General features: G+C 50.3%; 15 protein-coding genes. 7 read left to right on the top strand and 8 right to left on the bottom strand.

Annotated features, from left to right (window positions below; all coding sequences use genetic code 11):
- The first annotated feature begins 18 nt into the window (after nucleotides 1-18).
- Nucleotides 19-570, top strand: a complete 552-nt coding sequence (locus METH11B_RS0103475) for an OmpA family protein (protein WP_026600807.1) — start codon at nucleotides 19-21, stop codon at nucleotides 568-570.
- Nucleotides 571-576: 6 nt separating this feature from the next.
- Here the strand turns inward: METH11B_RS0103475 and METH11B_RS27570 are convergent, their stop codons facing one another.
- From METH11B_RS27570 to METH11B_RS0103460, 3 genes are all read right to left on the bottom strand, one after another.
- On the bottom strand, nucleotides 577-2028 hold the full coding sequence (locus METH11B_RS27570; protein WP_026600806.1) for a serine/threonine-protein kinase: 1452 nt from the start codon (nucleotides 2026-2028) through the stop codon (nucleotides 577-579).
- A 610-nt stretch (nucleotides 2029-2638) separates the two neighbouring features.
- On the bottom strand, nucleotides 2639-3220 hold the full coding sequence (locus METH11B_RS0103465; protein ID WP_026600805.1) for an ANTAR domain-containing response regulator: 582 nt from the start codon (nucleotides 3218-3220) through the stop codon (nucleotides 2639-2641).
- Between the two features lie 2 nt (nucleotides 3221-3222).
- On the bottom strand, nucleotides 3223-4701 hold the full coding sequence (locus METH11B_RS0103460) for an MFS transporter (RefSeq protein ID WP_036275570.1): 1479 nt from the start codon (nucleotides 4699-4701) through the stop codon (nucleotides 3223-3225).
- A gap of 431 nt (nucleotides 4702-5132) precedes the next feature.
- Here METH11B_RS0103460 and nirB point away from each other — a divergent pair, with 431 nt between their 5' ends.
- From nirB to METH11B_RS0103440, 3 genes are read left to right on the top strand one after another with little or no spacing between them, the layout of a single operon-like run.
- Complete coding sequence (gene nirB / locus METH11B_RS0103450) at nucleotides 5133-7673, top strand: nitrite reductase large subunit NirB (protein ID WP_026600802.1); 2541 nt, start codon at nucleotides 5133-5135, stop codon at nucleotides 7671-7673.
- Nucleotides 7673-8053: a nitrite reductase small subunit NirD gene (nirD, locus tag METH11B_RS0103445; protein WP_020481256.1), complete on the top strand. Its 381-nt coding sequence runs from the start codon at nucleotides 7673-7675 to the stop codon at nucleotides 8051-8053. The genes nirB and nirD overlap by 1 nt, the downstream gene beginning before the upstream one ends.
- A gap of 3 nt (nucleotides 8054-8056) precedes the next feature.
- A complete protein-coding gene (locus METH11B_RS0103440) occupies nucleotides 8057-8974 on the top strand; it encodes a PhzF family phenazine biosynthesis protein (RefSeq protein WP_026600801.1) in 918 nt (305 codons plus the stop codon).
- Between the two features lie 3 nt (nucleotides 8975-8977).
- Here the strand turns inward: METH11B_RS0103440 and METH11B_RS0103435 are convergent, their stop codons facing one another.
- The 5 genes from METH11B_RS0103435 to METH11B_RS0103415 all read right to left on the bottom strand — a co-directional run bounded on the left by METH11B_RS0103435 (nucleotide 8978) and on the right by METH11B_RS0103415 (nucleotide 13889).
- Nucleotides 8978-9493, bottom strand: a complete 516-nt coding sequence (locus METH11B_RS0103435) for a metal-dependent hydrolase (RefSeq protein ID WP_026600800.1) — start codon at nucleotides 9491-9493, stop codon at nucleotides 8978-8980.
- Between the two features lie 61 nt (nucleotides 9494-9554).
- A complete protein-coding gene (creD, locus tag METH11B_RS0103430; RefSeq protein ID WP_026600799.1) occupies nucleotides 9555-10919 on the bottom strand; it encodes a cell envelope integrity protein CreD in 1365 nt (454 codons plus the stop codon).
- Between the two features lie 160 nt (nucleotides 10920-11079).
- The gene (locus METH11B_RS0103425; protein WP_026600798.1) at nucleotides 11080-12327 is read right to left on the bottom strand and encodes a hypothetical protein; all 1248 of its coding nucleotides are present in this window, start codon (nucleotides 12325-12327) and stop codon (nucleotides 11080-11082) included.
- 206 nt (nucleotides 12328-12533) lie between these two features.
- A complete protein-coding gene (locus METH11B_RS0103420; RefSeq protein WP_026600797.1) occupies nucleotides 12534-12881 on the bottom strand; it encodes a hypothetical protein in 348 nt (115 codons plus the stop codon).
- A gap of 129 nt (nucleotides 12882-13010) precedes the next feature.
- Complete coding sequence (locus METH11B_RS0103415; protein WP_026600796.1) at nucleotides 13011-13889, bottom strand: HDOD domain-containing protein; 879 nt, start codon at nucleotides 13887-13889, stop codon at nucleotides 13011-13013.
- Nucleotides 13890-13977: 88 nt separating this feature from the next.
- Between METH11B_RS0103415 and prmB the strand changes: the two genes are divergently transcribed.
- The 3 genes from prmB to METH11B_RS0103400 are packed head-to-tail and all read left to right on the top strand — an operon-like array spanning nucleotide 13978 to nucleotide 17153.
- Nucleotides 13978-14907 (top strand): 50S ribosomal protein L3 N(5)-glutamine methyltransferase, encoded by a 930-nt coding sequence (gene prmB, locus METH11B_RS0103410; protein ID WP_026600795.1) that lies wholly within the window; start codon nucleotides 13978-13980, stop codon nucleotides 14905-14907.
- Between the two features lie 2 nt (nucleotides 14908-14909).
- Nucleotides 14910-15998: a chorismate synthase gene (aroC, locus tag METH11B_RS0103405; protein WP_026600794.1), complete on the top strand. Its 1089-nt coding sequence runs from the start codon at nucleotides 14910-14912 to the stop codon at nucleotides 15996-15998.
- Nucleotides 15999-17153 carry an MFS transporter gene (locus METH11B_RS0103400; RefSeq protein WP_026600793.1) on the top strand — a complete coding sequence of 385 codons (1155 nt, stop codon included), beginning with the start codon at nucleotides 15999-16001 and terminating at the stop codon, nucleotides 17151-17153.
- The last annotated feature ends 10 nt before the right edge of the window (nucleotides 17154-17163 follow it).

Raw genomic sequence — 17163 nt, 5'->3', positions numbered from 1 at the left:
CGTTATAAAGGATTAAATATGTGGTTCTCTAAAATAATTTATTTATTTACCCTTTTACTTTCGCTGGTGTTTACTGAAAGTGCTGCCGCTGAAGAGATAAATCTTAAAAGCCGAGCGCCTACAAAAGATGAAATCATTGAAGCGCTTAAACCAGGAATGGAAAGTGGGGAAAAAGGTCTTACACGTGGCATCAGTATCCGGCCTAAGGATAAAACGGCCAACACTGGTTCTAAAGCAATATCCTTAGAAATTCAATTTGCTTTCAATTCCGCACAATTAACGGATGAAGCTGTCAAACAACTCACCCCTGTTGCGGAAGCTTTGGTGTCCGGTGACCTGGAAAACCTGAAGTTTCTTGTAGAAGGATATACGGATGCCAAAGGGACCGATGAATATAATAAAGATTTATCCTTGCGACGCGCAGCTACCGTACGGGACTTTTTCGTTGCAGGACATGGTCTGGCAGCTTCAAGAATTCAATTTTCTGGTCACGGAGAACAAGGCTTACTCGATCCAGCTAATCCCTACAGCGCTGCTAATCGACGAGTTAGAATTGCCGCTATGCCGTAACCGACTTTAATAAACTTTTACAGTTACTGCTGTTCTTGATATTAGGAGAGAATTAATTTTTGCGTTAATTTTTCCGCTTCCATCGATAATATTTTCTGTAATTGGTAGCGGCTCAGAGCTTCCTAGAGCTTCTATTCTATCTATCCCTGATGGACCCGACACAGTAAATTCATAGTCGGCATTTTCTCTTGGAATTCGTACCCTATCGCCTGCCGATATTATTTGATAGGTTTCATAGCTATTCGGATAAATAGTAGAAACTTCCCCTTTTGAGTTAGTATGTATTAAAGTGATATACATGGGTTTTTCCGTTTCCACGAATATAATCATTGGATCGCCTATATTGTAACTTGATGCGGATAGCTGCAGATTTATTGGGTTTTTCGAAATTGAGTCAGCCTTTTGGTTGTCCCGATAACTTGTTGGTGCTTCCGCTGGAATGGAAGTCATTTCCGTTTTCTTGGGCTCGTTTATATTCGCATTTATTTGCGCTGACGAATCAATGCTCTGTTCCTGGCTCTTCTGAAATGACCAATAGGAAGCCAATACCACGCAACTAGCAAATGTTATTGATGCCACAAAATACAGCTTTGCTTTGCTACTTTGTGAAGGTGAAATTTCGGCTATGAATTTATCAACAGTTTTAGTACGGTGTTCGCGCTTTAACTGGAGGCCATGCAACAATCCTTTCCACTGTTTATTCGAGATAGAAGTAATCTGGCTCGGTTGTGCTTTTAAATCGTACGCCTGTTGAGCATTTGATCTTGAAAACGGGTGCTTGCCTGATAAAAGTTCATATGTCACGCAAGCAAGCGCATAGATATCGTCTCGTGGATCCGGTTCCACATTGTTTAGCATCTCAAGGCTGGCATAGGGAGGTGATAGCGCATTTAGTGACCGTGAGTCAAAAACAGTCGTCTCGTCATTGCCTCGTGCAGTTCTTTCAAACTGGCAGGCAATGCCAAAGTCCAGAACCGTAACATGGCCTTGATCGTCTACAAACACATTCCCCGGCTTAAAATCCGAATGGACGATACCGTTTTTGTGCGCGTGAGCCAAAGCGGACGCCATGTCTTTTACTATAGGTAAAGCTTTGTCGAGTGCAATGCCCGAAGAGTGCTGTTTGATAAAGGCGCTAAGAGGGCTGCCTTTGAGTAACTGCATGCTCAAATAAACATTGCTACCATCACGATCAAAATCATATATGGCAATAATATTCGGGTGCGCCAGTGACTTAGCCTTTTTAGCTTCTCGTTGCATAGCAATGAAAAACCTAGGGTCACCAAGAAGTTCCGAGTTTAATAGTTTTATTGCTAAATATGGTTCTTTATCGCGTGCTTCAACCGCCAATAAATCCAATGCTTTATAAACTGTTCCCATCCCGCCGTGACCAAGAATTTCTTCCAACACAAAGCGGCCTTTCAGTATTATTTTACCCTCGGCAGTTATGTTATTCATTTTGTACTAGTGATTTGCCCCATGATCTCTTAAGCGGCAAATTTTTGTTGGTGCCCGGAGAAAATTGACCACCCGTACCGGTTAAAATTTCACCTGGGTGATGGAGCCAGCTTTTTGAGTGGCCGGCTGTGGATAAGTGTAACGGAAACGTATAATCGGAAGGTGGTTTCATTATCCGTTACCATGCATTATTTAGAAGGCATGATAATTATCTATAGTTGGATTAGCCAAGTTATTTTACGACAAATCTAGGGGGAGCATGGACGCCTTTTTAAAACTCGTGTCTAATTGTCGCCCCGTTTACGATCATGGGAATTCAGGCTCAGCTCTCTTGACAGTCAGGTATTCATCCAACTACTGTCAGTCACGATCAAAACGCAGTGGTCGGCAATTCGATTTACTGACGCGGTCATGAAGTTGATTTGCTTGCCGAATACCTGTCATTCGGCTGAGTCACCGTATACCTGAACTATTGAAATTGGATAGTTACCCCAACCGGCCGGTAATGGCCGGCAGGAGCCAAATTTAAGGTTCAATCACAAATCAAAATTCGAATGCAGCAGAGCTTACGATAGCGTCAGAACCCTCCAAGCCTTGTCACCCAAAGCCTCTACTTATTAAACAACTCCGCCATCGAAATCACGTTCTTGGCCATTTCACCGATGGCGATGTTGCGGTCCATCGCTAGTTTGCGCAAGGCGTGATAAGCCTGGTCTTCCGTGTAGCCTTGGGATTTGATTAAAATCGCCTTGGCGCGATCTACTAGTTTGCGGTCTTCCAGTTGAGTCTTGGTTTTTTTCAATTCGTCTTTTAAGGCTTGTTGCTCCTTGAAACGCGCTATGGCGATGTCGATGATGGCCTTGATGCGTTTCGGATCCAGGCCATCGACTATATAGGCGCTGACGCCGGCTTTGATAACCTTGTTGATAGTCTCGGTTTGTTGATCCTCGGCGAAGATCACAACCGGCAGTGAGCAGTTTTGGTTGATATCGACGATGGTCCGCAACACAGCCTCGTTAGGGGCGTACAAATTCAAGACCACCACGTCGGGGTTCAGGGTCTGGACAATTTGCATCATGTCCAGTTCTTTAAGTTTCAAGGTTACCACCTCACAGCCGTGCTGGCGCAAGCTGGTTTCCAGCAAGGGTTCGCTGTCGAATTCATCGACGACCAAGACATTAAGCGCTGCCATGTTCAATCCAGGGCGATTTTCAGCAAAGAGCCGTCAGGCATGATTTCGGTGATGTAGTTTTTCGGCTCTTCCAGATAGTAAATCAAACCCAATAACAGGAAACAGGACAGGCCCAAGATTAAGAAAAATTGCCCGGTGGAGACGAAGGTCAGCAAAATCAAATAGACGATGGCGCCGGCGTTGCCGTAAGCGCCGACGATGCCGGCCACTTCGCCGGTGATGGCGCGTTTGATCAAGGGGACGAACGCGAATATCGCGCCTTCCGCCGCTTGCATGAATATCGAACAAAGCAAGGTAACCGCTACGGTTGCGAGGATAGTCCATTGCGCGGAAATCATCGCCATCAAACAATAGCCGCCGGCCAGGCCGGCCACGAATAAATATAGGGACAGTTTGCGGCCAATCTTGTCGCTAAGCCAGCCGCCGGCCGGCCGGGCGATGACATTGGTCACCACGAAACTGGAAGCCAGGAACCCGGCATCCAACATACTGGTGCCTTGGGTTTCGTTGAATGTCTTAAAGAAAAACATTGGCAGCATTGATAAAACGGCCAGTTTGGAGCCGAAGGTAACCAGATAGGCTATCGCCAGAATGAATACCTGCCGGTACTGATAATGATGGATGCTGGCAATCGGTTGGCTGAGGCGGTCGGCGTTGTTGTTGACCAATTGAAAGACGTGGATCAGGAACAGTAGCCAGACGACTGCATGAATAGCCAGATTCCAGCCTTCGGTGAGGACTGGTGTGGCCGGCGTAGACAGTTTCCACGCTAACAAGGAGATGGTCGCGTACAGGGGCACCAGACTCAGCATGTATAAAAACAAATCGCGGATGCTAGTGACTTCCATTGCCATTGGCCGGCGGGTTTTTAGTGCGGCAATTTCCGGCGGCAGGTTTTCCACGCTGAAGTAATAGATGACCGAATAAATCAGCGCGATCACACCGGTTAAGGCAATCGCCGAACGCCAGCCGTGTTCGGCGCCGAAATAAAACGCCAGGCCCGGCAGGAAAATCGCCGCAACCGCCGAACCGAAATTGCCCCAGCCGGCGTAAATACCTTCCGCAGTGCCGACTTGGCTGGCCGGAAACCAGTCGCCGATGATGCGCACGCCCACCACAAAGCCGGCGCCGATAAAGCCCAATAAAAATCGCGACCAGGCCAGTTCGGTGAAATTTTCCGCCATCGCGAACATGAAGCAGGGGATGCTGCATACCGCCAGTAACACGCTGTAGCTGATTTTTGCGCCGAATCTATCTACCAACATACCGGTAATAACCCGAGCCGGAATGGTCAGGGCCACGTTCAGCAATAACAGGATTTCGATTTGGGTTTCGCTGATTCCCAGATCTTGCTGGATCAGTACTAATAAAGACGCATGATTGAACCAAATAACAAAGCTGATGAAAAACGCGATCCAGCTCATGTGCAGCACTTTGGTCTTGCCGCGCATGGATAGTAATTTAAAAGGCGTAAAAGACATGGATGATCCGTGGTTGTCGTTCCTTGGTTTTTATAAGCAGCTTATATGCCAACGATTCAGTAGCGGCAAATCCGTCAATTCGCGGCTACATGGCTCCATAGTGGTGCAACAGACCGGTTTCTTTGCCTTATTTGGGTGCGAATTTTGCGGGAAAAAACGTTACCTAGCTGTGGGAGCTGGCATTTTTAAAGGCTTTTGAATGTTGGCATCAATTTTGTTAGAGATTTATCAAGTCTTGTCGTTAGACTTGCCCCCGTATTAAACCTGGACAAAGGCGTCCTGCTTGAATGAGTCATTCATTCGAACAGGATGCCTTTTTTTTTGGCTGCGAAAAAGGGCGGTAGCGACCAGACAGTAGCTCCTTGAATCGCCTTACCGCCACTAGGCCAGGTAGCGCGTTTGCATAAATTCTGAGTAAACAGAGGCCCCTGATGAATATGAAACAAACCCTGGTTGTTATCGGCAACGGTATGGTAGGCCAGAATTTTCTGGCTGGATTGGTCGCCAGCAACGCGAAAGATCGTTATAGGATTGTCACATTCTGCGAAGAGCCCAGAGCCGCTTACGACAGGGTGCATTTGTCAGAATATTTTTCTGGGAAAACGGCTGCCGATTTATCCTTGGTGGAAGACGGTTTCTTCGCAGAGCACGGCATCGAGATTTATTTAGGCGACAAGGCGGCCAGTATCGACCGGGAGCGCAAGCAAGTCACCTCTGCCAAAGGTGTGATAGTCGATTATGACAAACTGGTATTGGCGACCGGTTCTTATCCTTTCGTACCGCCGGTGCCAGGGCATGAAAGACCGCAATGTCTGGTGTATCGGACCATCGAAGATTTGGAAGCGATGAAAACGGCGGCTGCCAAATCCAAAGTCGGCGTGGTCATCGGCGGCGGTTTGCTGGGCCTGGAAGCCGCCAAAGCGTTAAAGGATTTAGGGCTTGATACCCATGTGGTCGAATTCGCGCCGCGTTTGATGGCCGTGCAACTCGATGATGGCGGCGGGGCGATGTTGAAGCGCAAGATTGAAGCGTTGGACGTTAAGGTACATTTAAACAAAAACACCACGCTGATCGACGACGGCGCGGAGTGCCTGCACAAAATGAATTTTGCGGACGGGGAAACCTTGGAAACCGACATCGTGTTGTTCTCCGCCGGCATCCGGCCACGCGACGACATTGCCCGCGACTGCGGCTTGGATGTCGGGCCGCGCGGCGGTATCGTCATCGACAATCAATGCCGCACCTCCGATGCCAATATTTACGCAATAGGCGAATGTGCATTATGGAATGGCCAGATCTTCGGTTTGGTCGCGCCCGGTTATGCGATGGCGCGTACCGTCGTCGCCGATTTAGCCGGCGAAGCGGCCAGTTTTACCGGTGCCGACATGAGCACCAAACTTAAACTGATGGGTGTCGATGTGGCCAGTATCGGCGATGCGCATGCCAAGACCCAAGGCGCCATGGTGTATACCTATCAAAACGGTGCCAGCGAAATCTATAAACGTCTGGTGGTCAGCCCAGACCAGAAACGCCTGTTGGGTGCGGTTTTGGTTGGGGAAGCTTCCGCTTACAGTACTTTGTTGCAATATTGTTTGAACGGCATAGAACTACCGGAGCATCCGGATTCTTTGATTCTGCCCCAACTTTCCGGCGAATCAGTTGGACTGGGGCCGGATGCCTTACCCGCCTCGGCTCAGATTTGCTCTTGTTACGATGTCAGCAAGGGTCAAATTTGCAGCGCAATCGAAGCCGGTTGCACTACGCTGGGCGGCCTGAAAGCCGAGACCAAGGCCGGCACCGGTTGCGGCGGCTGTTCGGCTTTGTTGAAGTCAGTATTGGATTGCGAATTGACCAAGCTCGGCGTGGAAGTCAGCACCGATATTTGCGAGCATTTTCCGCATACTCGCCAGGATTTGTACAACCTGGTGATGGTCGAGGAAATCAAAACTTTCGACGAATTGCTGGATAAGCACGGCAAGGGCCTGGGCTGCGAAGTGTGCAAGCAGGCGGTCGGTTCTATCCTGGCTTCACATTGGAACGACTACATCCTGAAAACAGAACATATCGGTTTGCAGGATACCAACGACATCTTCCTGGCCAATATGCAAAAAGACGGTACTTATTCGGTGGTGCCGCGGGTCGCCGGCGGGGAAATCACCCCGGATATGCTGATCGCTATAGGCCAAGTCGGCAAAAAATATCAGCTGTACACCAAAATCACTGGCGGCCAGCGCGTGGATTTGTTTGGCGCCCGCGTCGAGCAATTACCGGCGATATGGCAAGAGTTGATCGACGCCGGTTTCGAATCCGGTCATGCTTACGGCAAATCCTTGCGCACGGTGAAATCCTGTGTCGGTAGCACCTGGTGCCGGTACGGTGTCGATGACAGCGTCGGTTTGGCAATAGAACTGGAAAATCGCTACAAAGGCTTGCGCGCCCCGCATAAAATCAAGTTCGGCGTGTCGGGTTGCACCCGTGAATGTGCGGAAGCGCAAGGCAAAGACATCGGCGTGATTGCTACCGAGAACGGCTGGAATTTATATGTGTGCGGCAACGGCGGTATGAAACCGCGTCACGCCGATTTGTTTGCCACCAATCTGGATAAAGAGACATTAATCAAGTACATCGACCGGGTGTTGATTTTTTATGTCCGCACCGCCAATCGGATGCAGCGCACCTCGGTATGGATGGACAATATGGAAGGCGGGTTGGACTATTTGAAATCGGTAGTCATAGAAGATCGGCTAGGTATAGGCGCGCAATTGGAAGGGCAGATGCAGCATGTTATCGATACCTATCAGTGCGAATGGAAAACTACCTTGGCCGACGAGCAACGGCTGAAACGCTTCCGGCATTTCGTCAACAGCGATCAAGCCGACGACAACGTGGTGTTTGTCGAGGAGCGCGGCCAAGTTAGGCCCGCCAACCCGCAAGAACGTAAACATTTCAAATTGATCGAGGAGGCGGCATAATGAGTACGTGGATAGATGTGTGCGGCATCGACGATTTGCAAGCCGATTCCGGGGTGTGTGCCTTAGTAAAAGGCAAACAAATCGCGATTTTTTACCTGCAACGCCGGCAGGAAGTCTATGCAATCGGTAACTTCGACCCGTTTAGCGAGGCCAATGTCCTATCGCGAGGTATGATAGGCGATATCGGTGGCGAACCGATGGTCGCATCGCCGATGTATAAGCAACATTTCCATCTAGGTACCGGTGTGTGCTTTGAAGATGCCGGCGTTAGCGTACCGGCCTATCCGGTACGCTTGGAAAACGGCAGAGTCGCCGTCATGCTGGCCTCGCCGCCGCTGCAACAAAAATCGCCGTCTTTGGCTGTCTGTGAAATGGAGTAACGTGTGAACTACCAATATTACATCGCTGATGTCTTTACCGACCAGATTTTCAACGGTGCGCAAATAGCGGTATTGCCGAAGGCAGACGGCTTGAATGCCGAAAAAATGGCTAAAATCGCCAAGGAATTGAATCTGTCGGAAACGGTATTTCTGTTTCACAAGGCCGATGACGACAAGCATCGGCGGATGCGAATATTTTCGCCTTTAGGCGAAATCAATTTTGCCGGCCATCCGATTATTGCCGCAGCCTATGTGTTGGCTATTTCCGGCGATGTGGTATTAACCGAACCGCTCACTAAACTTGAGTTCGAACAAAATATCGGCATTATTCAAGTCAATCTGTCCAGTCAGGATGGTCAGCCGGGCTTGGTGCAATTTAGCCGTAGCGTTGATTCGATTATCGACCGCTTCGCGCCCAGTGACGATGAAATATGTAGTTTTCTGGGCTTGCAGTTGTCGGAACTGGATCATAAAAAGTATTCGCCACGCTTGGTGTCGTGCGGGTTTCCTTATTTAGTGGTGCCGGTTTGGAGCGTCGAATCGGTGCGTAAGGCGCGTTTTAACTACGCGGCGTGGGCGCAATCGGCCGCCCCACAAACCGCGGCGCAGGAAATCTTGTTGTTTTGCCCAAAATCATCAAGCCCGGAAGCGGATTTCAATGCGCGATTGCTGGGGCCCAATATCGGCATCCATGCCGATCCACCGGTCGGCAGCGCGATACCGGCATTTTGTTGTTATTTGTGCTCGTTCGAACACACCCAAAAAGGTACCCACACTTTCGCGGTCGAACGCGGCGATCAAAACACTCGCCGCAGCCTGATTCAATTGGAAATGGACAACAAAGGCCTGGAGAACTTGACCATCAGAGTCGGTGGGCAAGCCGTGTTGTTTGCCGAGGGAACGATCCATCTTCCGGATTAACGTTTATTCGACTAATTCGTGTCTAGCTAACCGACGTCTACACCATAAACAGGTTGCCCAAATCACAATCAAAATTTCCAGCACAAAGGATCTGTGCAGTAGAAAGTTTAGCCACCAATCCTCGTAGACACTGGGCACCGTAATTAAAGCAAAAGGCCTGTTTACGAATGGGGCCAGCCAGTAGATATTGGTCGAGATGTAATCCAGCAACATATGCAACATACCGTTTCCGGTAAAAATTAGCGCCAACAACGCCAGTTTCTTCTGCTTACAATGCTGAAAACCAAGTATGGCCAATGTTAATAACAGCAGCCAAACGCTAGGAAAGTGACTGAAATAGCTATGGTGCGGGTGCGCGCGGTGATCGAAACCATAAAAATAAATCATATCCAGATCAGGGGCGATACTGCCCAATAAGCCGGCACGCAGAAAAATTAGCCTGGACGCCCCATATTTCTCGAATCTGTGAAACAGCAGTGTCGATACTATATAGCCGGCTGGGAGATGAGCAACAATCATAATTTCCTCGATGTTGTTGCTCGGAACGATGCTTACAGCCAGCGCCCCGAGCCGATGGGATTTAAATGATTGCCGAGTTATCGGCACCGGATTGACTCAGTCCATACCAATCAAGGCGCCGCGTGGTAACCATGGCTAGGGCCAACAATGCAAACATCAGTAAAGACCCCAGCATCAGCGCGTTATCCTCTGATTCCAACAAGCCATACAAACTACCGAACAAGCCCCCGAGTAAGGCGCCGGCGGCAATACCGCGTTTTGCGCTGCGCAGCACCGCGCTGAGGTAGAAGCCGATCAATGCCACGCAAGCGGCGCTGGCGATTAGATAAGCCAGTACAAAATCCAGATGCTCGGACAAACTCAACAGCAGCAGGAAAAACATCGCTAAAGCCAAACCGACCAATGCGTATTGGGCAGGATGAATCGCCAGATTTTTCAGAATTTCGAACAGAAATATCGCCGCAAAAGTCAGGCAGACGAACAGAAAACCGTATTTGCTGGCCCTATCAGACAAGGAATAGACATTGATCGGCTCCATCAAGCGGATCCCGAAGCTGTCGTAACAACTGATAGCCTGACACTTGTATAGGTTTTCGGCGACATTTGATGCCAGTGCATCGACCGACCATAGCGCATGAAAACCGCTCTCGCCAACTTGCTGGGTTTGTGGATCCGGCAGAAATCGGCCGTAAAAGCTGGGATGCTGCCAGGCGGAGGATAGCTCCACGCGGGTTTGCTTGCCGGCCGGAATAAAATCCAACGATTCGATGCCGCGTATTTTTAGCGTGAATGCAAACGGTATATTGATAGCGCCGAACTCGACTGGCGGCGCATCCAGTGTTACGTGCATGCCGTTGGCTTGGGGCATCGGTAATTCAGCACCTTGTTCGAATGCATACTGCTTGCCGCCCCATTCCACGCCAGGTGCTTCCAATACGCCGCGCATATCCGCCAATACGACGCTGGCATAAGGTGTGCCGAAACTGATCTGGCCGTTATGCAGCGGCTTGGGGTTACCGTAACCGCCAGGCAACTTCATGTCGCCCTTGATACTGACATTCAGCACGTAAGAGCGCACTTTAAACAGGCCACGCTGTTTGGTTTCCGTGGCCAGTTCGCCGGCAATATTCAAATGCTCCGGTAGAAAATACAGCAGACGATTATCGACACGTTCGATTTGCTCGCGTTGGGGTTCGCCGTCCTGTTTGGTTTCGATAATTTCGGTCCAGCGTTCGGTGTAAGGTACTACCAGTAAGGGGCCGAACAATTGCTGCGGCCCGGCCGAGCTGGCGGCAATGTCGTTTACCGCCTGTTGTTGGCGCTCGGCGCGTTCGCCAACCAGATTTTTTATCATGCCTATCGGTATCAGCAGTACCAAAGTCAGACCGAACATTATGCAGATCTTTTGCCAGAGTTTTTTTTGCATCGCGTTTATTCCGTAGAGTTAAAAGACGATGGTTAGCATGCTCCGACAAGGTGAGCGGACGATGTGGGGGATGTGAAGCGAGAGTGAAGTTGGCAGGATTGCCGTGTGCATAACGGGAGAGGAGGAGTATGGCTAAGTCTTTAGCCATACCCTAAAAAGCTTAATCTATGGTTTCCACCCAATGGCAACGCTCTTTAACGATAGGCGCGGTGTGCTCGTTAGCAATACCTTTAGCGATCAAGGCAATCACCCGGTCGTCGGTGTCGTAGCCGATATGGGCGTCCATAGGATTAGCCAGCTTACCCAATCCGAACGCATCATAAACTCTGGCGACGTTGATGTTGATGTTGGTGACATTAACGCACAAGCGCGAATCCAGATATTTATTCACAAAATTGTGCGGGATGGCATAGCTCAGCAAATCGTTGGGGTCGCTAAACGCGATCACCGAAGTTTTCGCCATGATCCGTTCGTTGTATTTGGCGCCTGCGGCTTGGCAATAGGTGTCGGCATGATTGGCGACTTCCGGTAGCGCCCGCCCCAATTGCAGCATGGGCAATTGGTTGGACATCATATAGATAGGTATCTCCTTATTTTTTAAGACGTTGGTCAATGCCGCGTAATAGCTGGCTGTTTCGCCGTTGCTCAACTTCGCGGCAATCTGTTGCAGACCGTCAATGGTAATGCGGCTGCCCAAACTATGCGAAATGAAAGCGTAACTGTCGTTATAAAACGGAGTGACGTTCTTGGTGGAACAGGTTTGCTTAGCGTCATCCGGCAGGCTGTTCCAGTCGCCGTGGATCATCCAGCAAAAGGATTGCGCGAATGCCGACAGAATATCTTCGCGCTTCTCGCCCAGGTAAATAATAGGGTCCGGTCCGGTATCGTTGGAGAACTTTTTTAACAGATCGTTGACTTCCGCGCGGCGAAACGACTGTTCTCCGGAGTTATCGTAAGACAGCACTTCTTTTTCCTTGGCGCTGATCTCGGACCAGGTCAGCTCGTAAAACAGCATTTCCTGGGATTTGCTGGCGTCCAGATAACGGTGGATACGCAAATTGCCCAGCGGTCGTTCATCGGCTTTTGCATCGGACAAGCGGATATTTTTGACATTTCTGCTGGTGACGGTCAGATCAAGTTCTTTGGCCAGCTTTTCCATGAACTGCGTGGAGTAACCCGGCAAGTGGTTGCCGACGCCGTGCACCATCAGCAGCTTCATTTTCCGATCATGCACTTCCAGTTGCGGTTTAATGCCTTCGAATTTGTCGCCTTTGATTTCGCAAATGCGGGTATCTTCCGCTTCCTGCTTTTCCAGAATGGCTTCGGTAATACCTTTGCCGAGACTGGCGCAACCGTTTAACAGCAGGCTGATCGCCAGTATCAGCAGCTTGGTGTGGATTTTTTTCATGTCTTGGATAGTGTTTATTGCTAAGGAGTGGAGGTCTTGAAGCGCAGCCTCCGCATTGGCGAATGGCTGCTTGATATCATGCGGAGATTTTATGATAAATCCCGGCTGCTCGGGAGGCTTAATCGGTGCGAGAATTGTAAAACGCGGTAAAAATGGCGTGTTTGCCGCATAAACTGAATTTCGTGCATTGCACCAGCGTAACCAGCTTACTCTTTATCCAGTTTTTTCTTGGCTGCCTCGGCTTCCGCGCCGATTTTTTCCACAGTATCGCGGTATTTGGCCTGCGCCTGGTTGGCATGATCGGCGATGATGCCGTTATCGGTGTTAGCTTCTTTGATCAAGCATTCGAAATAATCACGGGATTTTTGTTGCCAGGTGTTTATAGCCGCAATGCTTTTATTGTAGGCATCGATATTGCCGCCATCGATGGCAGGTGAGTCAGGCACTACGCCGCAACCGCTAGGTTGCCAACTGCCGTTGTTCAGGCTGCCGGCTTGGCCAGGGGTTACAAAAATCAAGGGCAGAAGGGCGGCAAACAGTAGTTTATATGACATGTAGTTAACTCCGTCGATAGAAAAAAGCCAAGAAAAATCAACGCCACGAATGGCAATGTAGGCAACCAAACCGGGCTGGGCAGATTATTCCGCAACTTGAGCAGATTGCCAACGCTTGCGCAGGGCGGTTTAGCTCAACATTTGTCGGATATGCTCGATCTCATCCTTTGCCTGATCGAGGATATTGATGCTTAAATCCGCGTCCAGATTGCCTTTAGCCAGTTTTTTATACGCCGGTAATTCGTCCAGCTTGGGCATTTGTTTGATGTCTATCTTGCCAATAAAGCTGTGCAATTGCGAGATCATGACTATGTCGCTGTAACAGGCCTGTTCGCCGCTGTCGCGGTGCCAGTTTTCGGCATGAATGATCACGTCTTCAAAGTCGCTGGGAAAATCCCATTTGCGGACGATTTGCACGCCTATCGGGCTGCGCAATTCCCTTACCGCTTCGGCCAGATCGCCCGGATTGGCTAAAATCTCCGGTTGCCGGTCGGCATAAGCCAGAATCGGCACCACACCTATGTCGTGAATCAAGCCGGCCAACATGGCCCGATCCGGATCGAAACCGGGGGTTTTGTGAGCAAACACCGCGCTGATCGCCGCTACGTAACTGCTATGGGCCCAAAGATCTTGCATCTTGCGGCGGATCACCGGGGATTTGGCGTTGAACACCGCTTTTAACGCGAAGGCGGTAATGATGTCCTGCGCGGCTTTTAAACCCAAGCGGGTCAAGGCCTCCGGGCAGCTCTCGATCTTGCGCCGGCCTCGGTATAGCGGACTATTGGAGATTTTTACCAAGCGCGCGGTAATGCTGGGGTCGATTTGCACGACTCTGGCGATTTTGTTGCTGTTGGCGTTGGGTTCGTTGATCGCCCGGCGGATTTTTACCGAGACATCCGGGATGGTCGGTAACGCCAAGGAATCGGATTGCATATATTTAAAGCAATCTTGATACAGACGATTTTTTGCCAGTTTGGCGGATAGCGCTTGAGAATGGGCCTCGGTCATTTACTTTGCTTTATTCGGGCAAGCGGCGGGGGATTGGTTTAAAATCCGCTGCTGCATTTTTAAACGTATTTTTAACTATAGACACGCTATGAATTTAACAGGCCCGGATGTTATCACAACCCTCAGCAGCATCAGAGACTATATTCGCTGGGCTGCCAGCCGTTTTGCCGAACATCGGGTTTTTCTAGGACACGGCACTGTCACGCCTTTGGATGAAGCAGCGGCCATTGTGTTGCATACCTTGCATCTGCCTTACGATTTGGATCATAGCTATTTGGATTCGGTACTGACTATGGCCGAACGGCAGGCGGTGGTGGCATTGATCGAACGCCGCATCGTCGAACGTAAACCCTCAGCCTATTTAACCCACGAAGCGATATTTGCCGGCCTGTCGTTTTATGTCGATGAACGGGTCTTGGTGCCGCGCTCGCCCATCGCCGAATTAATCGCCGAACGCTTCGAGCCCTGGGTTGAAGAAACACAGGTGTTCAATATCCTGGATTTATGCACCGGCAGCGCCTGTATCGCTATCGCTTGCGCTTATGCCTTCCCGGATGCACTAGTGGACGCGGTGGAATTGTCGGATGATGCCTTGGCGGTAGCGCAGATCAATATTGAAAAACATGAACTGGAAGAACAGGTCCAGCTTTATCAATCCGATTTATTCAACGAGTTGCCGGCAAAGCCTTACGATATCATCGTCAGCAATCCGCCCTATGTCGCCATCGCCGAATGGGAAAGTCTGCCCGCTGAGTTTCACGCCGAACCCGAGATGGGTTTTACCGGCGGCGAACATGGCCTGGATCTGGTGTTGCGGATTTTGGTTGATGCCAAACGTTATCTGGCGGAGCAGGGCATCTTGATCATCGAAGTGGGCAGCAGCGCCGAAACCTTGCAGGAAATGTTTCCCGACGTGCCGTTCCAATGGCTGGAATTCGAACGTGGCGGCGACGGCGTGTTTTTACTGACTGCCGCACAAGTCTCTCTCTATCACTCACACTTTCGCAGCGCGTTATAACCATGTCCGGAAACAGCATAGGAAAATTATTTACCGTAAGCACCTCTGGCGAAAGCCACGGCCCGGCCTTATTGGCTATCGTCGATGGTTGCCCTCCCGGACTGGAGTTGTCCGAAGCCGATTTGCAAATCGATCTGGACCGGCGCAAACCCGGAACTTCCCGGCATACCACGCAACGCCGGGAAGCCGATGAAGTGAAAATTCTGTCCGGCGTGTTCGAAGGCAAAACCACTGGTTGTCCAATTGGACTGATGATCGAAAACACCGATCAACGCTCCAAGGACTATTCGAAAATTGCCGAGAGCTTCCGGCCTGGTCATGCCGATTACACCTACCAGCACAAATACGGCTTTAGAGATTATCGCGGCGGCGGTCGCTCGTCTGCTCGGGAAACCGCGATGCGGGTCGCAGCAGGCGCCATTGCCAAGAAATATCTATTCCAAGCACATGGCGTCCTGGTGCGCGGCTACTTGTCGCAACTGGGTCCGATCAAAATCGACGCATTCGACTGGAACGAAATTCCCAATAATCCTTTCTTCTGCCCGGATGCCGGTAAAGTTGAAGAAATGGAAAAATACATGGACGCCTTGCGTAAGGAAGGCGAATCCATCGGCGCGAAGATCGAAGTAATTGCCAGCAACGTCCCGCCCGGACTCGGCGAACCGATTTTTGATCGGCTGGATGCCGAACTGGCTTATGCTTTGATGAGCATCAACGCGGTAAAAGGTGTGGAGATTGGCGACGGTTTTGAGTGTATCGATACCAAAGGCACGAAATTTCGTGACGAAATCACCCCGGAAGGCTTTTTAAGCAACCATGCCGGCGGCATTTTAGGTGGGATTTCCAGTGGCCAGGACATCGTGGCCCGGATTGCCTTGAAGCCCACCTCCAGCCTACGTTTGCCGGGCCGTAGCATCAACAGCAAAGGTGAAGTGATTGAAGTGGTCACCGAAGGCCGCCACGATCCTTGCGTCGGCATCCGCGCCACGCCGATTGCCGAAGCGATGGTGGCTATCGTATTGATGGATCATCTGTTACGGCATCGCGCGCAAAACCTGCATGTAAATTCAGGATTGCCGATTCTGCGCTGAATGAGCGTACCTTACTGGCGCTTATCCGGCTTTTACTTTTGCTATTTCGCCACGCTGGGTGCGTTCCTGCCGTTTTGGAGTTTATACCTAAAGCAAGTCGGCTTCGCCGCTACCGAAATCGGCGAACTGACTGCGTTTTTGGTGGCTACCAAGATCATCGCACCGAACTACTGGGGTTGGTTGGCCGACAAAACCGGCCGTAATTTACGCCTGATTCGCATCACCTCTTTGCTGTCCGTACTGTGTTTTGCCGGATTTTTATACCGTAGCGATTACCTATGGTTTGCGGCGGTGACAGTGATTTTCAGTTTTTTCTGGAACGCCACCTTGCCGCAGTTCGAAGCCGCGACCTTGTTTCATCTACAAGCCGAACCGCAGCGTTATAGCCAAATCCGGCTGTGGGGGTCTATCGGCTTTATTGCCGCGGTATTGGGCATCGGTCGGTTTCTGGATCAGTTTAGCATTGCCTATTTGCCGTGGATTATCGGTAGCTTGATGCTGTTGAATTGGTTGATGGCGCTGATTACGCCGGAAGCGAAGCCGCGTCTAACCCATACCGAAACGGGCGGGATTCGGCAGATTTTAATGAAACCGGAGCTGCTGGCATTTTTGCTGGTTTATATGTTGTTGCAAGTCGCTCACGGTCCCTATTACGTATTTTATTCGGTTTACCTAAAACAACATGGCTATTCGGCCACCGAAACCGGTCTGTTGTGGGCCAGCGGCGTAGCGGCAGAGGTATTGCTGTTCATGGCAATGCGGCAATTGTTGAAATGGCTCTCGCCGCGCACATTGTTGCTTGCTTCGGTATTGCTGAGCGTACTGCGTTGGCTGTTAATCGCTGACGGGGTGGATTCGCTGGCATTGACCATCTGTGCGCAAATTCTGCATGCGGCTACCTTTGGTGTGGCGCATGTGGTGGCGATGCAATTGCTGTATCACTATTTCGGCGAGCGCCATCAAAGCAAAGGCCAGGCACTGTACAGCAGTATCAGTTTTGGCTTGGGTGGGATGATAGGCAGTCTGTACAGTGGCTATTTCTGGGATATGCTGGGAGGGCGACTGGTTTATATCATCGCCGCCTTGGTGTGCTGTGTGGCTTTGCTGATTACCTATATCGGCGTGGCTCGGCAATCTCGCCCCGGATTGGGTTAAAATTGAATGG

Source organism: Methylomonas sp. 11b, assembly GCF_000515215.1.
GTDB lineage: Bacteria > Pseudomonadota > Gammaproteobacteria > Methylococcales > Methylomonadaceae > Methylomonas.
The sequence above is the reverse complement of the archived record's forward strand: the minus strand, read 5'-3'. Positions and strand labels throughout refer to the sequence as shown.

Coding starts and splice junctions, on each gene's coding strand:
- METH11B_RS0103475 (WP_026600807.1), top strand. CDS start 19: ATGTGGTTCTCTAAAATAATTTATTTATTTACCCTTTTACTTTCGCTG.
- METH11B_RS27570 (WP_026600806.1), bottom strand. CDS start 2,028: ATGAATAACATAACTGCCGAGGGTAAAATAATACTGAAAGGCCGCTTT.
- METH11B_RS0103465 (WP_026600805.1), bottom strand. CDS start 3,220: ATGGCAGCGCTTAATGTCTTGGTCGTCGATGAATTCGACAGCGAACCC.
- METH11B_RS0103460 (WP_036275570.1), bottom strand. CDS start 4,701: ATGTCTTTTACGCCTTTTAAATTACTATCCATGCGCGGCAAGACCAAA.
- nirB (WP_026600802.1), top strand. CDS start 5,133: ATGAATATGAAACAAACCCTGGTTGTTATCGGCAACGGTATGGTAGGC.
- nirD (WP_020481256.1), top strand. CDS start 7,673: ATGAGTACGTGGATAGATGTGTGCGGCATCGACGATTTGCAAGCCGAT.
- METH11B_RS0103435 (WP_026600800.1), bottom strand. CDS start 9,493: ATGATTGTTGCTCATCTCCCAGCCGGCTATATAGTATCGACACTGCTG.
- creD (WP_026600799.1), bottom strand. CDS start 10,919: ATGCAAAAAAAACTCTGGCAAAAGATCTGCATAATGTTCGGTCTGACT.
- METH11B_RS0103425 (WP_026600798.1), bottom strand. CDS start 12,327: ATGAAAAAAATCCACACCAAGCTGCTGATACTGGCGATCAGCCTGCTG.
- METH11B_RS0103420 (WP_026600797.1), bottom strand. CDS start 12,881: ATGTCATATAAACTACTGTTTGCCGCCCTTCTGCCCTTGATTTTTGTA.
- METH11B_RS0103415 (WP_026600796.1), bottom strand. CDS start 13,889: ATGACCGAGGCCCATTCTCAAGCGCTATCCGCCAAACTGGCAAAAAAT.
- prmB (WP_026600795.1), top strand. CDS start 13,978: ATGAATTTAACAGGCCCGGATGTTATCACAACCCTCAGCAGCATCAGA.
- aroC (WP_026600794.1), top strand. CDS start 14,910: ATGTCCGGAAACAGCATAGGAAAATTATTTACCGTAAGCACCTCTGGC.
- METH11B_RS0103400 (WP_026600793.1), top strand. CDS start 15,999: ATGAGCGTACCTTACTGGCGCTTATCCGGCTTTTACTTTTGCTATTTC.